The organism is Nemorincola caseinilytica (genome assembly GCF_039540515.1).
Classification (GTDB): domain Bacteria; phylum Bacteroidota; class Bacteroidia; order Chitinophagales; family Chitinophagaceae; genus Nemorincola; species Nemorincola caseinilytica.
Genome location: NZ_BAABFA010000014.1, coordinates 56335 through 78699, shown reverse-complemented (window position 1 = coordinate 78699; position 22365 = coordinate 56335). Strand labels below are relative to the sequence as shown.

The window sequence follows — 22365 nt, the reverse complement described above, 5'->3', positions numbered from 1 at the left end:
CGGGTACTGTCCATAAACCCCCATACTATTGTACTTTTGCCGCAAACAAGCATTTTTTATGAAGTTCGAGCGACCCGTAACCGTGCAGTGGCTGGCAGAATTCACCGGGGCAAAACTGGCTGGCGATATCACACAGCAGGCCACTGGCATCAACGAGATACACAAGGTAGAGGCTGGCGATATATCTTTTGTCGACTTCGAGAAATACTACAATGCCTGCCTGCATTCGGCGGCTACTATCATCATCATCAACAAAGAGGTGCCCTGCCCTCCCGGCAAGACCCTCCTCATCACCGACGATCCCTTTAGCGCCTATGTACGGATCGTAAAACATTTCCGCCCCTTCGAGCCTGCCAGCAAAATGATCAGCGATTCTGCCACTATAGGTGAGGGTACGCACATACAGCCCGGGGTGTTCATAGGCCATCATGTCACCATTGGCCGCAATTGCCTCATTCACCCCAATGTCACTATCTACGATCATTCGGTCATAGGCGACAATGTCATCATTCACGCAGGCTGTATCATAGGCGCCGATGCCTTCTACTTCAAGCGTCGCCGCGACCGCGAACTGCAGTACGATAAGCTGGAAAGCTGCGGCCGTGTCATCATTCACAACGATGTAGAGATAGGCGCAGGCACTACCATAGACAAGGGCGTGAGCGGCGACACCATCATAGGTGCAGGCACCAAGCTCGATAATCATATACACATCGGCCATGGCGCCATCATAGGGCGCAATTGCCTCTTTGCTGCACAGGTGGGCATAGGTGGCAAGGCCATCATAGAGGATGAGGTGATACTGTGGGGCCAGGTAGGTGTCAGCAAAGACCTCACCATAGGCAAGGGCGCCGTGGTGATGGCGCAGAGCGGTGTACCCTCCGGCCTGGAAGGCGGCAAGACCTATTTCGGGTCTCCCGTAGGCGAGGCGAAACCCAAAATGCGCGAGCTGGCATGGATCAAACGTATACCCGAGCTTTGGGAAAAAGTATACGGCAACAAAACGCTCTAAACCCTCACCCCTGTGACCTCCATAACCGTAGACGATAACCTGCTGCTGCGCAGCTATACCCCCGACGATGCCGGGGCGCTCTTTGCGGCCATAGATAGCCAGAGGCAACATTTGAGCCCATGGCTTGGCTGGGTGGCCGCTACAACAAAGCCCGAGCATTCCACCGAATTCATTCAGCGCTCACAAATGCAGATGCGCGACCAGGAAGCTCTGCCGCTGGGCATATTCTATAATGGCGCCATCATAGGCGGCACAGGCATGTACAACTGGCAGCACGATATAAAGCGCGCCCAGGTAGGGTACTGGATAGGCCGCGAGCATGAGGGCCGCGGCATTGTTACCCGTTCTCTCGCCGCCCTGCTCGATCATTTGTTCACCCGTGCCGGCCTCAATAAGGTAGAGATACACTACATACCCACCAACAAACGCAGCGGCCGCGTAGCAGAGCGGCTGGGCTTTCGTATAGAGGGTATCATTCGCAAGGGAGTCATGAACAATGGCGCCCCCGAAGACCTGGTGGTCACCGGCCTGCTGAAGCACGAATGGCGCAACCCTTTCTCCCAGGGATGATATGGCGTGTGAACACCCTATGACCACTTAAATACCGACCCATCACACTTATGTGTACACCCCAAAAGAAAATCGGCCGCAGACTACCTGCATATTAAATAATAAAGTATTTTGCATAGCATATAGATATGAAGAACTTATTCACGCTACTGTTGGCCCTAGTGGTGCTTGTCAGCATCAGCAGTTGCGGCCGTACCATATACAGGGGAAAATATCTGAAGAGCGGTAAATATACCAATGCCAAAGAGCGTTACCATTTCTGGCACAAGCATGGCGCCAAGCCGCGCAAGCATTATGGCGGCTACTGGTAACAGCCCTTGCCTCATTGCACTGTCTTATAGAAATGTTGATCTTCTAATGTCTCTATACGTCAGCTCCCCGATGATAGTAAATTCATGTATTTTAGCACCCTCATGCATCCCTGCCTTTCTATAGTCATACCGCTTTTCAACGAAGAGGAATCCCTGCCCGAGCTAGTGGAATGGATAGACAGAGTATGCAGTGCGCACAGCTATACCTACGAGGTCATAATGGTAGACGATGGCAGTACCGACCGTAGCTGGTCCGTGGTCAGGCAATTGTCTCAGCAATACCCCTCTGTTCGCGGTATACGCTTCCAGCGCAACTATGGCAAGAGTCCCGCGCTATATATGGGTTTTCGTGCTGCCGAGGGCGATGTGGTGATAACCATGGATGCCGACCTGCAGGACAGCCCCGACGAGATACCCGAGCTATACGATATGGTAAAGGGAGAGGAAGGCTACGACCTCGTTAGTGGCTGGAAAAAAGTACGCTACGACAATGCCCTTACCAAGAACCTTCCCTCCAAGCTATACAATGCCGTGAACCGCAGCATGACCGGCATAAAGCTGCACGATATGAACTGCGGCCTGAAAGCCTACAAACGCAAGGTGATAAAGAGCATAGAGGTATATGGCGAGATGCACCGCTTCATACCCGTACTGGCAAAGCATGCAGGCTTCAAGAAGATAGGCGAGAAGGTGGTACAGCACCGCCCGCGCAAGTATGGCACTTCCAAGTTCGGCTGGGAGCGTTTCATAAACGGCTTCCTCGATCTGCTCACCATACAGTTCACCAGCCGCTTCGGCAAAAAACCCATGCACTTCTTTGGCGTATTGGGAGCATTCACCTTCCTGGCCGGTTTCGTATTCGTTGTCATGCTCATTATAGATAAGCTGCGCTTCGGTGCCGATTTCGGTCTCACCAACAAGCCTGCTTTCTACATAGCCCTTACATCTATGATAATGGGTACACTCTTCTTCCTTTCAGGCTTTGTGGCCGAACTGGTAGTGCGCAATGCCGCCGACCGCAATCATTATATAGTAGAGGAAGAGACCAATTAGATATTACCTGGCGGCCAGCATCATACCCAGCCTGCACGCCAGCAGGCCCACTACCACGCTCGATACGGCATATAGCATTGCTACCATCCATTTGCCGCTCTGCAGCAGGTTCACGTTCTCCAGCGCAAAGGCCGAGAAGGTAGTGAACCCTCCGCAAAATCCCGTAGCCAGTAGCAGCATACCACCCTCTGCCGACGGCCATGTGCTGCGCCCCGCCATACCGAACAGCACACCTATTACCAGCGAGCCCACCACATTTATACTAAAGGTAGCCACGGGAAATGGAGTTGCTATCACCCGCGCCAGCAGGTGACCGGCCAGGTACCTGCATATGCTGCCGGCCGCTCCTCCCAGTCCTACATACAATAGTGGTTTCATACTTGCTCTGATCTGTTTACAGAACGCTAATTTAATAACTGGTCATTGAGTTTCCATTGCTGATCTTATCAAAGCGTGAGTTTTCTCGAACGCTCCTCCCCTCGCGGGAGCCTGCCTGCCGGTAGGCAGGGCCGGGAGGGGTTAAAAAAAGACCGGCCATTGATCAATGGCCGGTCTCTGTACAATTCTATCTTCATTCTTACCTTATCAGCGTCACATTGCCTTTGTAGGTCTTGTTCAGGCCATTGGGCAGTGCTACTATTATCTGGTAAGTATAGGTACCTATATCTGCAGGCCTGTTCTGCCACATACCATCCCAGCCCACTTCTTTGTTGGCCGTCTGGAAGACACACTCACCCCACCTGTTGTACACGCGGAAGTCCACCAGCTTCTGGGCATCCAGCCTTACTATGCGGAACACATCGTTCTTGCCATCGCCATTAGGCGTAAAGCCGCTCGGTACGAACTGGTCTGTCTCTACATCTACATACACCAGTATATTGGCAGTTGCAAGGCATCCCCACAGGTTCATCACCTGCACCGTATACATGGTCACAGAGTCGGTAGGGGTCACTATCGGGTTGTTGATGTTCGGGTTGTTTATTGTACCATCAGCAGGGCTCCAGTAGTAGTACACACCACCACCTACGCTCAGTTGCAGGCTGCCACCCAGCTTCACCGACAGCGGGCCGTTCGGCAGGTCGGTAATGGTGAGCGGCGGATGCGAACGTATCACCACAGGCATTGTCACCTGGCAACCGTTCACATGATCTTCGAACGGAGCAGTGCTCGCCGTAGCGCCCAGCGAATAGTTACCTATACCCGAGAACATCGGGTCGGCTATGTCATAACGGGTCAGGTTGCCACCACTAGGCGTCTGTGTCCAGCTATACGATACAGGGTATTCGTTACCGTTCGGGAAATGCGCCATTACCCACAGTGGCATAGGCTCTTTCAGGCACACATCCGTATCGCTTACGTTGGTCCTTGCTGCCAGTTCTATTATCTCCATTCCCTGGGTAGCTGATTCCACGCAGCCCAGCTCATCGGTAGCGGTCAGTGTGGCCGTGTAGTGGCCACCTACATTATAATTTTCATATGTAGGCGATGCTGTATTATCTGTACCACCCTCTCCGAACTGCCAGAAGTAATTAGATGGCAGTGCGCTATTGGTAGTATTTGTGAACACCACTTTCTCACCTGCGCACACAGTATCGCGGTCTGTAGTGAACGATGGCACCAGGTGGTGGTCAAAGGTCACAGGGAGTGTGTACGTCATGGCACATGCCGGGTTGTGATAGTTGGTGGTATTATACGTCAGCGCCACTACATACGAGCCTGTATACTTGTTCGGCTGCGGGTTCTGATGCGTATTGTACACATGGAACAGGCGGGTGCTGTCCAGCGAGCCCGAGGGGTATTCATAGTTCCAGTAAGAATAGTAACCTGCAGGTGTGGTGGTATTGGTCACATATACCGTATCGCCAAAGCAACCCAGGCCCGTAGTGAGCGTGAACGATGGCATATACGGCGGTGGATCCGTGAGCACCACCGTAGGCCAGTTGGCCGTACACAGGCCCACTGTAGCCGCTATACCTGTATAGTTACCTGCACCCAGTCCCGTTATCAGGAAGGTGCTGTCGCCTGCTACCACACCGGTCACGGTATGGGGCGTACCATTATTGTAGTATACAGATACCGGCTTCAGCGGTGTAAGCCCGAACAGTTTTATCGATCCGTCGAACTTACCACATACCGTGGGGTGGGTCACCACTACATTCGATATCGCCAGTACCGGCGTCACCAATGTTATAGGGCCTACCTGGTTACTGGGGCAATCGCCCACTTTCACATATATCCAGTCATATGTAGCGCCGCACAGGTTATCCAGCACTATGGTGCTATCCAGCGCAGCAGAGTCTACATAGGGCGGCTGCGCCACACCGTTTATAGAATGGAATACAGTATCTACCTGGTGAGGGTTCACGCCGTGCAGTGTTATGGTGCCATCACATTTGCCACACTCCGTAGGGTGTGTGTAGGTCACATTGTTGATGTTGGGTATACCACCTATGGCTGTAGCCGGCAGTACATGTATATAGGCCTTGGTAGTATCGTTGCAACCCAGTGCTGCTGCCATGTAGGTAGTAGGCACTGTGGGGCTCACCGTCAGGTATGGGCCTGTGCCCAGGTATGCACCTGTAGTGCTGTCGTACCAGTATATGGCCGATGTAGCATATGGCAGGGGAGTATAAGTGATAGGCGCTACAGTATAAGTGGGACCTGCGGGAGTAAAGCGCCATGCCTCTGGCGGAGCGATAACTGTCCACGATGGGTTCCAGTCGCGGCCGGGGGCCACTGTGGCCACGGTACCTGCTGCGTTGTGTACACCTGTTATGGCGCGGCCGCTGTTCCATGCACAGGCTGTCTTATGTGCTGTATGTACTTCTATGATGTTGCTGGTCTCGTAAATGATGATCTGTGTGGTGGTCCACTCTGCAGTACATGAATACATGCGTGTGCCGCACCAGGTCACCGCGAACTTCCTGTTGGGCGCCACACCTGTAGAGGTGCGGGTTATAGATCCACCCGCGCTGATGAGAATATCGCACCATGGGCCGCATATAGCATTGCGCATGTTGGCGTTGCCCAGCAGCTGCGCCGTTATAGACCATGGGCAGTAGGCGCCAGCCAGTGTAGCGTCGAAATTCAGTACACCGTTCGATCCTATGACCAGCTGTGTATAGTTGGTACCATAGAAGTTGAACGTGAACCCTATCGGGAACAGGCCAGAGTAAGCATCATCAGCCGTTATACCGGTACCAGTAGGCAGTGTACCCGTTATAGAGGCATGCAACACATGGTTCAGACAGTTGCCCGTATCTGTTATCGTAAGCTGGCCATAAGATGTTGTGGTGAACAAGAGCGAAAGGGCGATACAAAGCCTTGTTACCTTCTTCAGAATACTGTTCTTCATAAAAATATCCTCTTATAAAATTTTCTCTTACCTACCACTTTATCCTTCTTACACACGGGTATTTCAGCAGGTCTGTCATTATAGACGATGCATTGGGGCAAAAAGTTGGGTCGATCCAGCCACTAAATTACAAATAATTTACCTTTTATTTATAGAAAGGTAACAAAAGGACACACTTATGTATTTATAAATTTACGCTATTGGCCTATAGCCGGCGAAAATTAACAGTAGCACACCTCTTGTATAGCTTATCGACTATTCTATTATAAGCTTTTTCATTATTTTTTCGCCTTCTACATTAACACATAGCATATATATGCCCTGTGGCAACCGAAGGTCTACCGGTGTCTCTTTGTTCACCGCGGCATCAAAAGCCCATACGGCCCTCCCGGTCACATCCAGCACCTCGGCGCGTACGCGCTCATTCGTAGCCGCTGCTATGTAGAGGGTAAAGGTTCCCGCGCTGGGGTTGGGCATTATCTTTACTGCGTTAGCGCCTTTTTCTACTTTGGCTACGCTGTTCACACATGGTACGGTAGCTATCACGGTCATGGTCTTTGTAACATAGGTAGTACCGCACTGGTTGCCCACACCATAAGAGATGGTCACAGTACCTGCAGCCACACCTGTTACACCGCCTGCAGATGATACAGTGGCCTTGGCAGTGTTGCTGCTGCTCCATGTACCACCGGTCACCGATGGGGTCAGGGTCACTGTCTGTGTGGGGCATACCGAGTCCGGGCCGCTCAGCGTACCCGGGCTGGGCATCGGTATCACAGTGGCATTCACGGTTATCGTATCAGAATAGGTGCCGTCCGTCACTTTTACCGAGAACACATCTGGTCCGGTATAGCCTATAGATGGTGCATAGGTCATGCCCACGGGGGTCACCGTACTGCCTGTAGATGGTGCCGAATAGGTGGCTACCAGCGTACCATGCGCAGGCAGCACTACAGGGCTCCAACTCAGGGTCTGGGCTACGTCTATATCATCTACCCTCAGTGCGGTATCTATAGTTGTGAACTCTGTAGGACAAATAATGACACTGGTGCTGGCGCCCAGGGTAAAATAGGGCTCATTGCCTATTTTCACCTTGCGTACACGGTTGTTGCCATTGTCGCTGATGAAGATATCTCCGCCTGCGATGGCCACACCCGTAGGGTGGTCCAGGCGTGCGGCATCGGCCAGGCCTCCGTCTCCGCTAAAGCCCGCTGTACCTATACCGGCCAGCGTATATATCAGGCCCGATGTGTTCACTTTCCGTATCACATTGTTGTTCCAGTCGCTTATATACAGGTTACCCGGGCCATCCACGGTTATGGCCTGCGGATAGTATACCCTTGCAGCCGTAGCAGGACCGCCATCGCCGGCATAGCCATATACAGGCGGGGGCACTGTACCTGCCACCACACCCACATAGGTGCTTATGATGCCCGTAGTGCCATTTATCTTGCGCACGCGGTTGTTACCGTTATCGGCTATATATACATTACCTGCAGCATCGCAGGCCACATCGGTAGGCTCGTTCAGCTTGGCAGCCGTAGCTATGCCGCCATCACCGGCAGCGCCTACGCCTATCAGGCCATTACCGCATATAGTGGTTATGAGCCCCGTGGTCATGTCTATGGTGCGTATGCGGTGGTTCTGCTGGTCGGCTATCAGCAGGCGGCCTGTGGTAGGATGTATCGCCAGCCCCGTGGGATTACCCAGGTTGGCCGCCGTAGCCAGGCCACCATCACCGCCAAAGGATGGCACACTGCCGGCCACGCCCGCTATAGTGGTTATGATACCCGTAGTGCTGATCTTGCGTATGATGTTGTTACCAAAATCGCAGAAGTACAGATTGCCCGCTGCATCAAAGGTCATGCCGCATGGCCATTTTACACGCGCCGCTGTTGCGGGCCCACCGTCATCTACCGAAAAATAGCCGCCAAAACCCGTACCGCATATGGTGGTGATGACACCTGTAGCGGCCGTCACCTTGCGTATACGGTGGTTCTCATAGTCTGCTATGTATACATTGCCTGCCGCATCGCATGCCACCGACTTCGGTGCCTGCAGTTTTGCTGCGGTAGCGGGTCCAAGGTCGCCGCCAAAGGCAGCGGTGCCGTCTCCGGCATAGGTGCTTATTACCTGTCCATACACGGCATGTGCCATGCCGAAAGCGAATATCGTGCTAAGAAGTACGCGGAATGTCCTTTTCAACTTTTTCTGATTTCTGCTAAAAATATGTACATTTTTTTATTTCATCAAAAAACATGCCATCATCCTTTTCCCCCGGCAGCTCATACACCGGGTCATATGCAGTGGCTGCGCTTGCAAAAATTGTTTAGGTTTGCCCTCATTATGAATAAAACAGCCTTACTGAAAGAAAAGACACAGCAGGCCATGCTGGGCGGCGGCGCCAAACGCATAGAGGCCCAACACAAAAAAGGCAAATTATCGGCCCGCGAACGCCTTCAGCTCCTGCTCGACGAGGGCTCGTTCGAGGAGATAGGTATGCTGGTCACTCACCGTTCCCGCGACTTCGGCATGGAAAAGGAGATATATCCCGGCGATGGCGTGGTCACAGGTTATGGCACCGTGAATGGCAGGCTGGTATACGTTTACTCGCAGGATTTCACGGTTTTTGGCGGCAGCCTCTCCGAGACCCATGCCGAGAAGATAGTGAAGATAATGGACCTCGCCATGCAGAATGGCGCACCCGTCATAGGCCTTAACGATAGCGGCGGCGCCCGTATACAGGAGGGTGTCGTTTCCCTTGGCGGCTATGCCGATATATTCTATCGCAATGTGCAGGCATCTGGTGTAGTACCGCAGATATCGGCCATCCTGGGCCCCTGCGCAGGTGGTGCGGTATACTCTCCCGCCATCACCGACTTCATCCTCATGGCCGAGAACACCTCTTATATGTTCGTCACCGGCCCCAACGTGGTAAAGACCGTCACCCACGAGACAGTTACCAGCGAAGAGCTGGGCGGTGCACATACACATGCCGCCAGGTCGGGCGTTACACACTTTGCCTGTGCCAACGAGGTAGAGGCCATAAATAACATCAAGCGCCTGCTCAGCTACATGCCGCAGAACTGCGAGGAAGATGCGCCCCGCTACGCCTACGAGCCTGCCGATGAGCGCAGGTCCACCCTCAACAGCATCATACCTGCCAACCCCAACCAGCCTTACGATATAAAGGATGTGATAACCGAAGTGGCGGATACCGACAGCTTTATGGAGGTACACAAGGACTGGGCCGAGAACATAGTAGTAGGTTTTGCCCGCATGGGTGGCCGCAGCATAGGTATAGTGGCCAATCAGCCCGCCTACCTGGCCGGTGTGCTCGACATCAATTCCAGCCGCAAGGGCGCACGTTTCGTGCGTTTCTGCGATGCCTTCAACATACCGCTGCTGGTACTGGTAGATGTACCCGGCTTCCTGCCCGGCACTGACCAGGAGTGGAACGGCATCATCATCAATGGCGCCAAGCTGCTCTATGCCCTCAGTGAGGCTACTGTACCCAAGGTCACTGTCATCACCCGCAAGGCATATGGCGGCGCATACGATGTGATGAACTCTAAGCACATAGGCGCCGACCTGAACTATGCATGGCCTACGGCCGAGATAGCGGTAATGGGCGCAAAGGGCGCGGCAGAGATCATCTTCAAAAAGGAGATATCAGAGGCCGCAGACCCCGAGGCGAAACTACGAGAGAAAGAGGCCGAGTATACCGATAAGTTCGCCAACCCTTATGGGGCTGCTGCAAGGGGCTACATAGATGAGGTGATAATGCCTGAGGATACCCGTACCAAGCTTATACGCGGCTTCAGGATGCTGGAGAACAAAGTAGTGAAGATGCCAAAGCGCAAGCATGGCAACATACCACTATGATGCATGGGAATGACCACACTTTGGGCAGGGATGTGCAACACGCACATCCCTGTTGTTTTGTGTGGCAAATGCCATGGAGATCACGACGGCGTAAATAAACAGCAAGATCAGGAACGTCTTTTTCATACACACGATATTTACTGGGTCTACGGTCAGCATTTACATAGGGTCACAGGGTCTGGATCCACAGGTAAAAGGGATATAGGAGACAGGGCATATAGGCAAAATAGGTCGGGTCATAGGAACGTAGGATCTGTAGGTCTCTTTGACGGTAACACTACCAATACAATTATTGTGCCAACATTTTATAGTTTCCTTCACATTCCTGACTATGGTATGTATATACTGGCATTGGCAGTCCCGCCTTGGCGCTGCAACACTTATTTTTGCATAGTGAAGTGGCTATCGCATTTTGCCAACATTATAGTATCTGCCAGCTTGTTCACCGCATGCTGTGCGCTGGGGCTGTGTATGGCCACCGAGCAGCTCATTGCTCCCGGTAGCCTGCAGCTCATCACACCATTGCATGGCATCATTGTGGGCAGTACGCTTGTGGTGTACGATCTGCCGCGCCTCATACCCCGGCCCTATGGCAGGCCGCGCCCTCATCAGCCATTGAAGAAATGGTACATTTTTTTCTTCTGTACCGGTGTGCTGCTCACAGGCCTTTCCCTGTTGTGGCTACCGCTAAAGATGATACTGCTCTGCGCCATCATGGGTATGTTCGCCTTTGCCTACTTCCTGCCGGCATTGCCGGGCCGGCGTAAGCGCCTGCGCGATTTCGGGCTGCTGAAGATACTGGTGCTCACATCGGTATGGACCATCGCTACCACCGCATTACCCATGATGCTGTATGGTGCCGAGCCTATGCACTATCCCTTTGAGTTCGCACTGCGTTTCGTGCTCGTATTCGTTCTCTGTGTCCTCTTCGATCTGCAGGATATCCCTACCGACATCAGCTACAACATAGCCACCCTACCCCATCGCCTCGGCGAAAGAAGGTCTTACTTGCTTGTGTATGTTTCTCTGGCTGTTTTCGTTGCGCTCAGTGTGGCGCAGTATGTACGTTATCCGCTCATGCCGCAGCGGTCGCTGGCGGCACTGCTCACTGCAGTAGCTACCATATGGGTGGCCCTCTATGTACGCCGCCGCCCCGACAGGGCCATATTCATAGCCCTTACCGATGGCATGATGCTGCTTTATGCTGTATTGGTATTATTGCCCATTCCCGGGTAGCGCTTCCCGCACTGTTTCTTCGTACTCAATTTCATCTCTCACCCCTTGGGGGAGGGTCGGGGTGGGTCTTTACAGCCCCCTTCTTTTTATCTCCTGGTTTATCAGCGAAAGCTCTCTGCCGGTCTGCCCGGCCACAGAGGTGTTCTCCTGTGCGCGGCGCATCAGGTAGGGTACCACATCTTTTACGGGGCCATATGGTAGATACTTGGCCACATTATAACCACTGCCCGCCAGGTTGAAGGATATATTGTCGCTCATGCCATATAGCTGCGAAAAATACACCCTGTCCGATCCCGCAGCTATGCTGTGGCTGTCCATATATTGTGCGGCCTTCATGCAGCTTGCCTCGTTGTGCGTGCCTATGAATACCGCTACCTCGTGCAGGTGTTCCAGGCAGTAATGTACCGCCTCGTCATAGTCCTTGTCCGTTGCTTCCTTGCTCGGTTGTATAGGCGATGGGTAGCCCTTCTCTACCGCGCGTGCGCGCTCTTTTTCCATATAGGCGCCGCGTACCAGCTTGGCGCCCAGTATATAGCCTTTGTCCTTTGCTCTCTGGTGCGATACCTTCAGGAACTCCAGCCTGTCGTGCCTGTATAGCTGAAAGGTGTTGAACACCACTGCCCTTGCCCTGTTGTACTTTTCCATCATGGCATCGGTCAACTCGTCCACCGGCTTTTGTATCCAGCTTTCCTCGGCATCTACCAGTACCATTATGCCTGCCTCTGCTGCGGCCGCACATATGGCATCTATGCGCTTATACACACGGTCCCACGCGGCCTTGCCGCTATCCGACAGTGGTACGCCTGCATGCACTTTCTCCAGCATGGCAAAGTAGGCAAAGCCCGTCACCTTTATGCTTATGAAGGGTATGTTCTTATTTGCAGCAGCATATTTTATCGCCTTTATGAATTCGGGTACTGCCTTGTCAAAGTCCTCTTCGCTCTCCTTGCCCTCTACACCATAGTCCAGTATGGTGCCCACTCCATACTTGCCCAGCATGGCTGCGGTCTTACCCGCCTCTTCCATGGTCTCACCCCCACAGAACTGGTCGAACAGGGTGGACTTTATCAGCCCCTTCACAGGCAGGTTCCACGATATGGCGAACTTAGTAAGCGCCATACCCACACTGGTAAGCGCCTGCGAGCCCATAGACGAGAAAAGGAATCTCGCCTTCTTCAGCTCTTCATTGTTGCGGTACCTGAATGCGATCTCTGTATTGTTGAATTCGGGGAGCATATCCTAAAAATTATCCTTCTGCCATCTATATCATATGGCATGGCACGGAGGTGCGCAAAGGTAACACCTATTGCGATACCGTAAAATGGCGGGCAATATAGATGTTAAAATATCTCGCTATGACCCTCCCCTTCCCGGTATGTAAACGTCTATTTGATTAACTTTACGCATCGGCCTGTACAAAGAACAGGCCTTTGAATTATTATGAGGTCACTGGTATTGTGGTTCCTGCCTGCATTCATAATGTGCCTGTCGGCGCCAGCCATGGCACAGGTAGAGAAAGGCACTTACAAATACGACGGCCCCATGGTGAATGGGAAAAAGTCGGGCAATGGCACATGCATATGGCCCAATGGCGATAAGTATGTGGGCGACTTCCTGAACGATACCATGAACGGCCAGGGCATAATGTATTATGCCGATAGCAATAGATATGAGGGTGCATGGAAAAATGGCATGCAGAATGGCAAAGGCACTTTCTTCTGGAAGAGCGGCGACCGCTACGAGGGCGATTTCGTGAACGACCATATGCATGGCAAAGGCGTATGCTACTGGACCAACGATGAGCGCTACGAGGGCGACTATGTGAACGACGACCGCACAGGCGAGGGCACTTACTACTGGCCTAATGGCGATAAGTATGTAGGCCTCTTCAATAAGAATATGCGCGATGGCCATGGCGTGTACTACTACGAGAACGGCGCCCGCTACGAAGGGCCATGGGTAAAGGACAAAAAGAACGGCAATGGCCAGTTCTACTGGGGCAATGGCGACAAATACGATGGCCACTTCGAGAACGACATGCGCAATGGCTTCGGCAACTATTTCATCATATCGCGCAAGGCAAAGAACACTATAAAGTATTGCCCCCGCGCCAAGAAGTATGTGGGGCAGTGGCAGGATGGCCTGAAGCACGGCCGCGGCAGTGTGTACAACAAGAAGAACAAGCTCATTTTCCAGGGCCGTTTCGAGGAAGATAAGCCCAAGGGCCGCTACCCCAGCAAGAAACCCAAGACCAAGAAATAAGAAAATATCAGACCGTATACACCAACTGCTCCTGTACCGACACATTGCCCTGCAGCCCGCCGGAATGGATGCACAATATCCTGTCGCAGGAAGAGAAGTGGTTATCGTCCATCAGCCCCCGTAGCCGGTACATCATCTTGCCGGTATATACCACATCCAGCGGCACCTGGTTCTCTGCATAGAATTCGTTCATGAACCGCAGCAGCTCCTCGTTCCATTTCCCAAAGCCGCCAAAGGCGGTATCAGCTATCAGGTCCCAGGTCTGCGCCATGTTCGCCGGCGTATGTGCTGCCACATAGTGCCGCTGCTCTTCGGTCTGCTTCATGGGTACAAAGCCCAGTATATGCTGTGTCGCATCCAGCTTGCTGCGCAGGCCTGCCATGGTAGTGCCGGTACCTACTGCCAGTGCTACATGCGAATAGCTCTTGTCCACAAATCGTGTCAGCAGTCCTGCCCCTGCACGGCCCAGCTCATTCGCGCCACCTTCGGGCACTATATATATCTCGTCAAAGTGCTGCACCATCTGTTCGGCCCACTCGGGCTGGTGGCGGTTGGTATAGTCCTCCCTCGTTACAAAGATGAGTTCCATACCATACTCGCGGCACTCCTGTAGCGTGGGTGTCAGCTGCTCCTGCCTGCCGCGCACTATCCCCACGCTCTTCAGCCCGAATTCTTTTGCCGCAAAGGCCGTAGCCACCAGGTGGTTCGAGAAAGCGCCGCCAAAGGTCACTATCGTCTTCCGCTCATGGTCTCTTGCCCAGCCCAGGTTCAGCCGCAGCTTGTACCACTTATTGCCCGATACCACAGGGTGCAGCAGGTCTAGCCGCAGCATATCCAGCGCGGCCACCTTACCCTTGTACCATACTTTGTTCAGGGGCTGTATCACAGCCCTGCGCTCATCCATTATAGCCATACTCGCGCAGGTAGTTCTCGTTATCGCGCCATTTGGGCCTCACCTTCACAAAAAGCTCCAGGTGTACCTTCTTCTGCAGAAATTCTTCTATTTCCTTGCGCGCGTTTATGCCCAGTTGTTTTATCATGCTGCCGCCCTTGCCTATCAGTATTATTTTCTGCGTCTCGCGGCTCACTATTATCTCGGCCTTTATCACGTTCAGGGTCGGCTTCTCCTCGAACGATTGTATGATCACCGCTGTATGATACGGTATCTCCTCCTCGTACAGCGCGTATATCTGCTCCCGTATCATCTCTGCCACAAAGAAGCGCTCGTTCCTGTCCGATATGCTGTCGTCCGGGTAAAAGGGCATGCCCTCCGGCAGCGCCTTTAGTACCAGGGGCATTATCTTGTCGGTGCCCTTGCCCTTCCTGGCCGATATGGGCAGTACCTCCCAGCCCGGGTAGCGCTCCTTGTACTGCTTTACTATACCATCTATGGCGCCCTTATCCTTCATGGCATCGGTCTTGTTCAGCAGCAGTATCGCCGGCACCTTTAGCTTCAGGCTGTTGGTTATGATCTCCAGTTCCTCGGCAGGCAGGTTTATGTCGTGTACCAGTATGGCCACATCCACATCCTCCAGGGCGCTCTTCACCTGCAGCATCATTTTCTGGTGCAGCTTGTATTTGGGCTCTATGATGCCCGGCGTGTCCGAGAACACTACCTGGTAGCCCGGCTCGCTCAGTATGCCCAGTATACGGTGGCGCGTCGTTTGCACCTTGGGCGATACTATCACCAGCCGCTCGCCCAGCAGCAGGTTCAGCAGGGTCGATTTCCCCGCGTTCGGCGCCCCGAATATATTAACAAAACCCGACCTGTAACTCTCTGCCATAGCATGCAAAAGTAATATCATTTACACAGCATTGGCCATCTCCTCCCCTTGGGGAGGATGGGAGGGGCTTTTTTGCCATATTATCAAACATAATGCTTTATATTTACGTCATACTCCAATAACCGAACATTCAAACACATTACTTCATGAGATCTGTTTACAGTATCCTTATCCTTGCTGCCATAGCCCTTATCGGCACCCAGGCCTGCCAAAAGACCAAGAACACCAATAATACAGGTGTCCTTTCCGATGCATCATCGTCTATGCCTGCATCGGCACCGCCCTCATATGGCGGCAATGGCTCCGGGCTCAACAAGCTCTTCAGGGAACTGCGCTACAGGCCCGAGACGAAATGTATAACCGCAGGCAAGCTACAGACCATCACCTTCGGCAAAGGCACCCGCCTCACCTTCTACCCCAATTCGTTCAAAGACGGCGCAGGCCGCACCATCACCTCGGGCACCGTATGCCTGGAGGTGATAGAAATGCCCAAACCCGGCGACATGATAGCGAACCGCGCTACCACCATATCGGCCGGCAATACCATACTCACCAGCGGCGGACAGGTACATATCAAAGCCACTAAGGGCGGCGAGACCGTTTACGCACGCAAATACGGCATAGCCTTCAAGCAGGCCGCATCATCTATGCAGCCAATGGCCCTGTACTACGGCAATACCAACAATACCGACTCCCTGGTGATATGGGGTGGTTCCAGCAGTGTGACAGGTGCTTTCGAGCCCGGCACTACCGATACCCTGCCTCCGCCACCCGGCGATACCACAGGCGGCTACGGTCTCGGCTTCTGGTACCAATTCGATTCCTGCACCGATTTCAACTGGATCAACTGTGACTATTTCTATGCTACTACTGCCGCCAAAACACAGGTAAAAGTAATAGTGGCCGATACAGGTGCTAATGGCAGCAACACACAGGTATTCATGGCCATACCTGCTATCAACGCAGCACTGCCGCTCTACTACCAGAGTGGCGCACCCCTTACCTACAAGACCGCAGACATACCCGAGGGCCTCACCGCCAGCGTGGTCGTCATCATGAAGAAGAACATGCAGTATTATTACTCAGAAACATTGGCATTCCTCATCACCACACAGTTCAATATAGTGGCATACCCTATGCCGCAAACGATAGGCTACATACAAGGCAGACTGGCAGCGCTCTAACTTAGACCATCCGCATACCCTACCCTATACTTTTTATGCCCCGGCATAGAACAGGTATTTTATTGCCCATACTTTAACGCTTAAAAGATCATTTTATGAAACGCGCCCTTCCTCTTCTGATGATTCTTATCGGTCTCATTATCATGAGCTCCTCTTCGTGCCGTAAAAAGTATGAGTCACCTGGTACCATACAGCCCACTACCGTCAACCCTTTCTCGCCACCACCATCGGCCACTACCGCCAGGGACCAGCTGAACGCCCTGTTCCAGGATCTGCGCTATACACCCGAGGTCAAATGCGTGACCGCAGGCATAGCACAGACCGTCACCTTCTCCGGGGGCACTGTACTCACTCTCTACCCCAATTCTTTCAAAGACGGCAGCGGCCTCCCCATCACCAGCGGCACCATATGCATATCTCTTATAGAAATGTACAAGCCCGGCGATATGATATCTAACCGCGCTACCACCGTAGCTACAGCAGGTATACTGCACAGCGGCGGCCAGGTATACATCACTGCCACACACAATGGCCAGCGGGTAAATGCCAACAAATATGGAATAGCTTTCCGGCAAAATGCCGGCTCTACAGCCACTATGTTCCTGTACTCCGGCAGCTCCACCACTGCCGACCCGCTTGTGACCTGGGGTGCGCCCGATACTGCGGTAGGTGCAGTGGCCAAAGCTACCGACACCGGCTTTGGCGGGGGTGAAGGCTTCTATTTCGTGTTCGATTCATGCAGCGATATGGGCTGGACAAACTGCGATGCACTGGCCGACAGGACCTCTCCGCGTACCACCGTAAGGGTGACACCCGATGATACGCTCGTAGGTCGTTCTTCTACACATTGCCTCATTGTGCTGCACGACATCAACTCGGTAGTACCCTTCGATGAATACATCACCTCATCGCATACCTTCGACCTCAGCAGTTCCTTTGGCCACCAGGTACCCATCGGCATGTCTGCCAGCATAGTGGTCATCAATACCCGCGCCAATGGCGACATATACTACTATCAGAAAGACGGTCTAACTATCTCCGATGGCATGAGCCTAAATGTGACCCTCACCAAAATATCGAAAGAACAGTTGAAAGTGAATTTAGCCTCCCTGTAACCTCTCAGCAATCCTTATCCTCACACGGCACCCTCGGCGATTCCAGCTCTATCGTAGCATGGTGTATATTATGGTGGTGAAGCTGGTGCTTTATATCGTGCACCAGCTTCATCTTTTCTTCAAAAGATAGTTTGTCGCTCAGTGTCAGGTGGGTCGTCAGCGCATTCTGCGTAGTGCTCATGGCCCATATGTGTGTATGGTACATCTCCTCTACCCCCGGTACGGCCAGCACCAACCGTTTTATCTCTTCGGGGGTCACATTATGCGGTACAGCATCCAGCGCCATACGCAGGCTGTCCGTCAGCAGGCCCCATGTACCTACCAGTATCACCACCAGCACCACCAGGCTCACGGCCCCGTCCAGCCAGTACAGCCCGGTATATTTTATGGCCACACCCGCTATCACCACCCCTACCGATACAAGCGCATCTGTCAGCAGGTGCAGGTAGGCGCCTTTCGTGTTCAGGTCGTGCTCCTTGCTGCGAAAAAAGAACATAGCGCTGCCCAGGTTCACCACTATGCCCACACCGGCCACTATGGCCACCAGCCCGCCGTCCAGCGGCCGCGGGTGCTGCAGGCGCATTACCGCCTCAAAACCCAGCACACCTATGGCTATCAGCAGCACCACGGCATTCACCAGCGCTGCCAGCACAGTGGTCTTCTTATATCCGTATGTAAAAGAATGAGTAGGTGGCCTCCGCGCCAGCCTGTAGGCCAGCAGCGACAGCAGCAAGCTGGCCACATCGCTCAGGTTATGCCCCGCGTCCGATAGCAGCGCCACCGATCCTGTATACAGCCCCACACCCGCCTGCGCCACCACAAAGGCCGCATTCAGCACTATGCCCCACACAAATGCACGCCCTATATGTGCCGTATGGTGGTGCCCATGGCTATGTCCATGCCCCGAATGCCCATGACTATGTGAATGATCGTGCATATACGCCGCTGCTATGTACCAAAACTACACAAAAACACGCTAGAGCGATATAGCAGGCATCATGGCCATCAAGGCATCCTACGGATCATGGTTCGGTTTTGAACCACGAGCTATACATCAGGTAGTTGTTCGCTATGCGTTCTACCTCTCCTTTCAGTAATTCCTGGCTTATATCTTTCACCTTCTTTGCAGGCACCCCTGCGAACACACTGCCGGCCGGCACCTTTGTACCTTCCAGCACCACGGCCCCGGCAGCTATTATGCTGTTGGCGCCTATCTCGCAGTTGTCCATTACTATGGCGCCCATGCCTATCAGTACATTGTCGGCCACCTTGCAACCGTGTACTATGGCATTATGGCCTATCGATACATTATTGCCTATATCCACCGTCGTTTTCTGGTAGGTACAGTGTATGCACGCCCCATCCTGCACATTCACCTTGCTGCCCATGCGAATGCTGTTCACATCGCCACGCACCACGGCATTGAACCACACACTGCAATCTTCCCCCATCACCACATCTCCGGCAATGGTGGCATTCGGCGCTACGAAACAGCTATCCGGTATCTGTGGGGCTATCCCCTTTACAGGCAATACATATGACATAGATCACTATTTACTTAATTAAGGAAGGAACGAAGATATTACTATCATGGCCAGTGCACGTCAAATATAAAGATATGACCATGCGACCGAGTGTTGTACGTCTTATTCATCAATATATTTTTATCTTTGCATCCCTTTTATAACGTTCGATTCTCTCAAATAACCGATACAGTATTATGGATCTTTTTTCAGCGCAGAGCGCAGAGTTCATAGGCCGCCACATAGGCCCCAACGAACATGACACAAAAGAAATGCTCAAGACCATAGGTGTGAGCAGCATGGACGAGCTCATTGGCCGCACAGTGCCACAGGCCATACGCATGGATCACAACCTGCGTATCCCCTCTGGCATCAGCGAGGCCGAATACCTCTCGCAGCTAAAAGAAACATCGCTGAAGAACACGGTGTGCAAGACCTACATAGGCCAGGGCTACTATGATACACACACCCCCAGCGTCATACTCCGCAATATCTTCGAGAACCCAGGATGGTATACGCAGTACACCCCCTACCAGGCCGAGATAAGCCAGGGCCGCCTGGAAAGCCTGCTCAACTACCAGACAATGGTAAGCGACCTTACCGGCCTGCCCATCTCTAATGCTTCCCTGCTGGATGAGGCCACTGCCGCTGCCGAGGCCATGAACATGTTCTTCCACATAGGTAACAAGGACGTTCAGGCCGCCGACCGCAAAAAGTTCTTCATAGACAACGACGTATTCCCACAGACAAAGGATGTGGTAGTTACCCGCGCCATACCACTGGGTATAGAGGTGGTATATGGCGACTACCGCACTACCACGTTCGATGCTACCTACTTCGGCGCCCTGCTGCAGTACCCCAACGACAAGGGTAGTGTAGAAGACTACCGCGGCTTCATAACCGCCGTTCACGCTGCGGGTGCATATGTGGCCATGGCCACAGACCTGCTGGCGCTTACCCTGCTTACCTCTCCCGGCGAGCTGGGCGCTGATGCTGCCGTAGGTTCTGCACAGCGCTTCGGTGTGCCGCTAGGCTTCGGTGGCCCGCACGCGGCCTTCTTTGCCGTTAAGGAAGACTTCAAGCGCCAGATACCCGGCCGCCTCATAGGTGTCAGCATCGATGCGTCGGGCAACCGCGCCCTGCGCATGGCCCTCGGCACCCGCGAGCAGCACATCAAGCGCGAAAAGGCTACTTCCAACATCTGCACCGCACAGGCCCTGCTGGCCAATATGGCCGCTATGTATGCCGTATATCATGGCCCCGATGGCCTTACCAATATAGCCAAGCGTGTGGCCGTACTGGCACAGGTGCTCAGCGATGCGCTGGCCGCCGGTGGCCTCAAGCTGCACAGCAAGAGCTTCTTCGACACCATCTCTGTTACCGTTGCCGATAGCGATGCCGTACGCCAGAGGGCCGAGGCTCGCCACATCAACTTCCGCTACCATACCGACAACAGCATAGGTATCTCTCTCGATGAGACCACCACTCCTTCCGATGTGCTGGACATCATACATGTGATACTCGATACCGATGAGCCTGTTGCCATCACTATAGACGAGAATTTCGCGCTTACACACATACCTACTGCCCTCACACGCACCAGCGAGTTCCTCACGCACCAGGTGTTCAACTCGCATCACTCTGAGTCGCAGATGATGCGCTACATCAAAATGCTCGAGAACAAGGACCTCAGCCTCAATACCAGCATGATATCGCTCGGCAGTTGCACCATGAAGCTCAATGCCGCCAGCGAAATGATGCCCCTTAGCTGGCCGCACTGGAGCAAGATGCACCCCTTTGCCCCCAGGTACCAGACAGAAGGCTACCTGCAGATAGTGAAAGAACTTTCTGCCTACCTCTGCGAGATCACCGCTTTCGACGCATGCAGCCTGCAGCCCAATAGCGGCGCCCAGGGCGAATATGCCGGCCTGTTGGCCATACGCGGCTATCACGAGAGCCGTGGCGACCACCACCGCGATGTGATGCTCATACCCATCTCTGCCCACGGCACCAACCCTGCCAGCGCGGTAATGGCAGGCTACAAGGTAGTAGTGGTAAAAGCCCTGGAGAACGGCTACATAGATGTAGAGGACCTGAAAGCCAAAGCTGCCCTCCATGCCGATAAGCTGGCAGGTATTATGATCACTTACCCCTCTACCTACGGTGTCTACGAAGAGACCGTTAAAGAGATAACTGCCATAGTGCATGCGCATGGTGGCCAGGTATACATGGACGGTGCCAACATGAATGCCCAGGTGGGCCTCACCGCCCCCGGCCTCATAGGTGCCGATGTTTGCCACCTCAACCTCCACAAGACCTTCGCTATACCGCACGGCGGCGGCGGTCCCGGCATGGGCCCCATATGTGTGAAGCAGCACCTGGCACCCTTCCTGCCATCGCACGACGTGCTAGATACTGCTACAGGCAATGGCAACCGCGCTATATGCGCCGCGCCATACGGCTCTGCCAGCATACTGCTCATATCTTATGGCTACATACGCATGCTGGGCAGCGCAGGTGTACGCAACTCTACAGAGTATGCCATACTCAATGCCAACTATATGCGTGCCCGCCTGCAGAAGGAGTACGACATACTCTACACCGGCACCGGCGGCACTTGCGCACACGAGTTCATCGTCGATCTGCGCCCGTTCAAGAAGAGCGCCGAGATAGAGGCCGAAGATGTGGCCAAGCGCCTCATCGATTACGGTTTCCATGCTCCCACCCTCAGCTTCCCCGTAGCAGGCACTATCATGATAGAGCCTACCGAAAGCGAGGACAAGGCCGAGCTGGACCGCTTCTGCGACGCCATGCTGGGCATCCGTGCCGAGATACGCGCCATAGAAGAAGGCACTGCCGACAAGCAGGACAATGTGCTGAAGAACGCGCCTCATACGCAGTTCTCCATCACTGCCGATGAGTGGGCCCACAAGTATGGCCGCCAGCAGGCCGCCTTCCCGCTGCCATATGTAAAGCACAACAAGTTCTGGCCCAGCGTAGCCCGTGTGAACAACACCTATGGCGACCGCAACCTGGTATGCACCTGCGAGCCTACCGAGGCATACGCATAAGCGA

Annotated in this window: 18 protein-coding genes; 10 read left to right on the top strand and 8 right to left on the bottom strand. The window is 53.4% G+C overall.

What is annotated here, in order from left to right; genetic code table 11:
- The first annotated feature begins 58 nt into the window (after positions 1 to 58).
- From ABD843_RS10935 to ABD843_RS10920, 4 genes are all read left to right on the top strand, one after another.
- Positions 59 to 1012 (top strand): UDP-3-O-(3-hydroxymyristoyl)glucosamine N-acyltransferase, encoded by a 954-nt coding sequence (locus ABD843_RS10935; RefSeq protein ID WP_345082935.1) that lies wholly within the window; start codon positions 59 to 61, stop codon positions 1010 to 1012.
- 12 nt (positions 1013 to 1024) lie between these two features.
- A complete protein-coding gene (locus ABD843_RS10930) occupies positions 1025 to 1582 on the top strand; it encodes a GNAT family N-acetyltransferase (protein ID WP_345082932.1) in 558 nt (185 codons plus the stop codon).
- Between the two features lie 128 nt (positions 1583 to 1710).
- Entirely contained in the window at positions 1711 to 1893 is a 183-nt protein-coding gene (locus tag ABD843_RS10925; protein WP_345082928.1) for a hypothetical protein, read from the top strand.
- Positions 1894 to 1995: 102 nt separating this feature from the next.
- Positions 1996 to 2946, top strand: a complete 951-nt coding sequence (locus tag ABD843_RS10920) for a glycosyltransferase family 2 protein (RefSeq protein WP_345082924.1) — start codon at positions 1996 to 1998, stop codon at positions 2944 to 2946.
- A gap of 3 nt (positions 2947 to 2949) precedes the next feature.
- Here the strand turns inward: ABD843_RS10920 and crcB are convergent, their stop codons facing one another.
- From crcB to ABD843_RS10905, 3 genes are all read right to left on the bottom strand, one after another.
- The gene (gene crcB, locus ABD843_RS10915) at positions 2950 to 3324 is read right to left on the bottom strand and encodes a fluoride efflux transporter CrcB (RefSeq protein WP_345082920.1); all 375 of its coding nucleotides are present in this window, start codon (positions 3322 to 3324) and stop codon (positions 2950 to 2952) included.
- 199 nt (positions 3325 to 3523) lie between these two features.
- Complete coding sequence (locus tag ABD843_RS10910) at positions 3524 to 6301, bottom strand: T9SS type B sorting domain-containing protein (protein WP_345082917.1); 2778 nt, start codon at positions 6299 to 6301, stop codon at positions 3524 to 3526.
- A 255-nt stretch (positions 6302 to 6556) separates the two neighbouring features.
- Entirely contained in the window at positions 6557 to 8506 is a 1950-nt protein-coding gene (locus ABD843_RS10905) for an NHL domain-containing protein (protein WP_345082914.1), read from the bottom strand.
- A gap of 141 nt (positions 8507 to 8647) precedes the next feature.
- Between ABD843_RS10905 and ABD843_RS10900 the strand changes: the two genes are divergently transcribed.
- Both ABD843_RS10900 and ABD843_RS10895 read left to right on the top strand, forming a co-directional pair.
- Entirely contained in the window at positions 8648 to 10186 is a 1539-nt protein-coding gene (locus tag ABD843_RS10900; RefSeq protein WP_345082911.1) for an acyl-CoA carboxylase subunit beta, read from the top strand.
- A gap of 393 nt (positions 10187 to 10579) precedes the next feature.
- A complete protein-coding gene (locus tag ABD843_RS10895; RefSeq protein WP_345082908.1) occupies positions 10580 to 11422 on the top strand; it encodes a UbiA prenyltransferase family protein in 843 nt (280 codons plus the stop codon).
- A gap of 69 nt (positions 11423 to 11491) precedes the next feature.
- Here ABD843_RS10895 and ABD843_RS10890 read toward each other — a convergent pair whose 3' ends face one another.
- A complete protein-coding gene (locus ABD843_RS10890) occupies positions 11492 to 12658 on the bottom strand; it encodes a proline dehydrogenase family protein (RefSeq protein ID WP_345082905.1) in 1167 nt (388 codons plus the stop codon).
- Positions 12659 to 12862: 204 nt separating this feature from the next.
- Here ABD843_RS10890 and ABD843_RS10885 point away from each other — a divergent pair, with 204 nt between their 5' ends.
- On the top strand, positions 12863 to 13684 hold the full coding sequence (locus ABD843_RS10885; RefSeq protein WP_345082902.1) for an MORN repeat-containing protein: 822 nt from the start codon (positions 12863 to 12865) through the stop codon (positions 13682 to 13684).
- A gap of 7 nt (positions 13685 to 13691) precedes the next feature.
- Here the strand turns inward: ABD843_RS10885 and ABD843_RS10880 are convergent, their stop codons facing one another.
- Positions 13692 to 14597, bottom strand: coding sequence for a 1-aminocyclopropane-1-carboxylate deaminase/D-cysteine desulfhydrase (locus ABD843_RS10880; protein ID WP_345082899.1), 906 nt, complete (start codon positions 14595 to 14597; stop codon positions 13692 to 13694).
- The gene (era, locus tag ABD843_RS10875; protein WP_345082897.1) at positions 14581 to 15468 is read right to left on the bottom strand and encodes a GTPase Era; all 888 of its coding nucleotides are present in this window, start codon (positions 15466 to 15468) and stop codon (positions 14581 to 14583) included. The genes ABD843_RS10880 and era overlap by 17 nt, the downstream gene beginning before the upstream one ends.
- 146 nt (positions 15469 to 15614) lie before the next feature.
- Between era and ABD843_RS10870 the strand changes: the two genes are divergently transcribed.
- Entirely contained in the window at positions 15615 to 16652 is a 1038-nt protein-coding gene (locus ABD843_RS10870) for a hypothetical protein (RefSeq protein WP_345082894.1), read from the top strand.
- A 143-nt stretch (positions 16653 to 16795) separates the two neighbouring features.
- Positions 16796 to 17767, top strand: coding sequence for a hypothetical protein (locus tag ABD843_RS10865; protein ID WP_345082891.1), 972 nt, complete (start codon positions 16796 to 16798; stop codon positions 17765 to 17767).
- 4 nt (positions 17768 to 17771) lie between these two features.
- Here the strand turns inward: ABD843_RS10865 and ABD843_RS10860 are convergent, their stop codons facing one another.
- Together ABD843_RS10860 and ABD843_RS10855 are read right to left on the bottom strand one after the other, a co-directional pair.
- The gene (locus ABD843_RS10860; protein WP_345082888.1) at positions 17772 to 18704 is read right to left on the bottom strand and encodes a cation diffusion facilitator family transporter; all 933 of its coding nucleotides are present in this window, start codon (positions 18702 to 18704) and stop codon (positions 17772 to 17774) included.
- An 85-nt stretch (positions 18705 to 18789) separates the two neighbouring features.
- Complete coding sequence (locus ABD843_RS10855) at positions 18790 to 19311, bottom strand: gamma carbonic anhydrase family protein (RefSeq protein ID WP_345082885.1); 522 nt, start codon at positions 19309 to 19311, stop codon at positions 18790 to 18792.
- A gap of 176 nt (positions 19312 to 19487) precedes the next feature.
- Between ABD843_RS10855 and gcvP the strand changes: the two genes are divergently transcribed.
- Positions 19488 to 22361, top strand: coding sequence for an aminomethyl-transferring glycine dehydrogenase (gcvP, locus tag ABD843_RS10850; RefSeq protein WP_345082883.1), 2874 nt, complete (start codon positions 19488 to 19490; stop codon positions 22359 to 22361).
- The last annotated feature ends 4 nt before the right edge of the window (positions 22362 to 22365 follow it).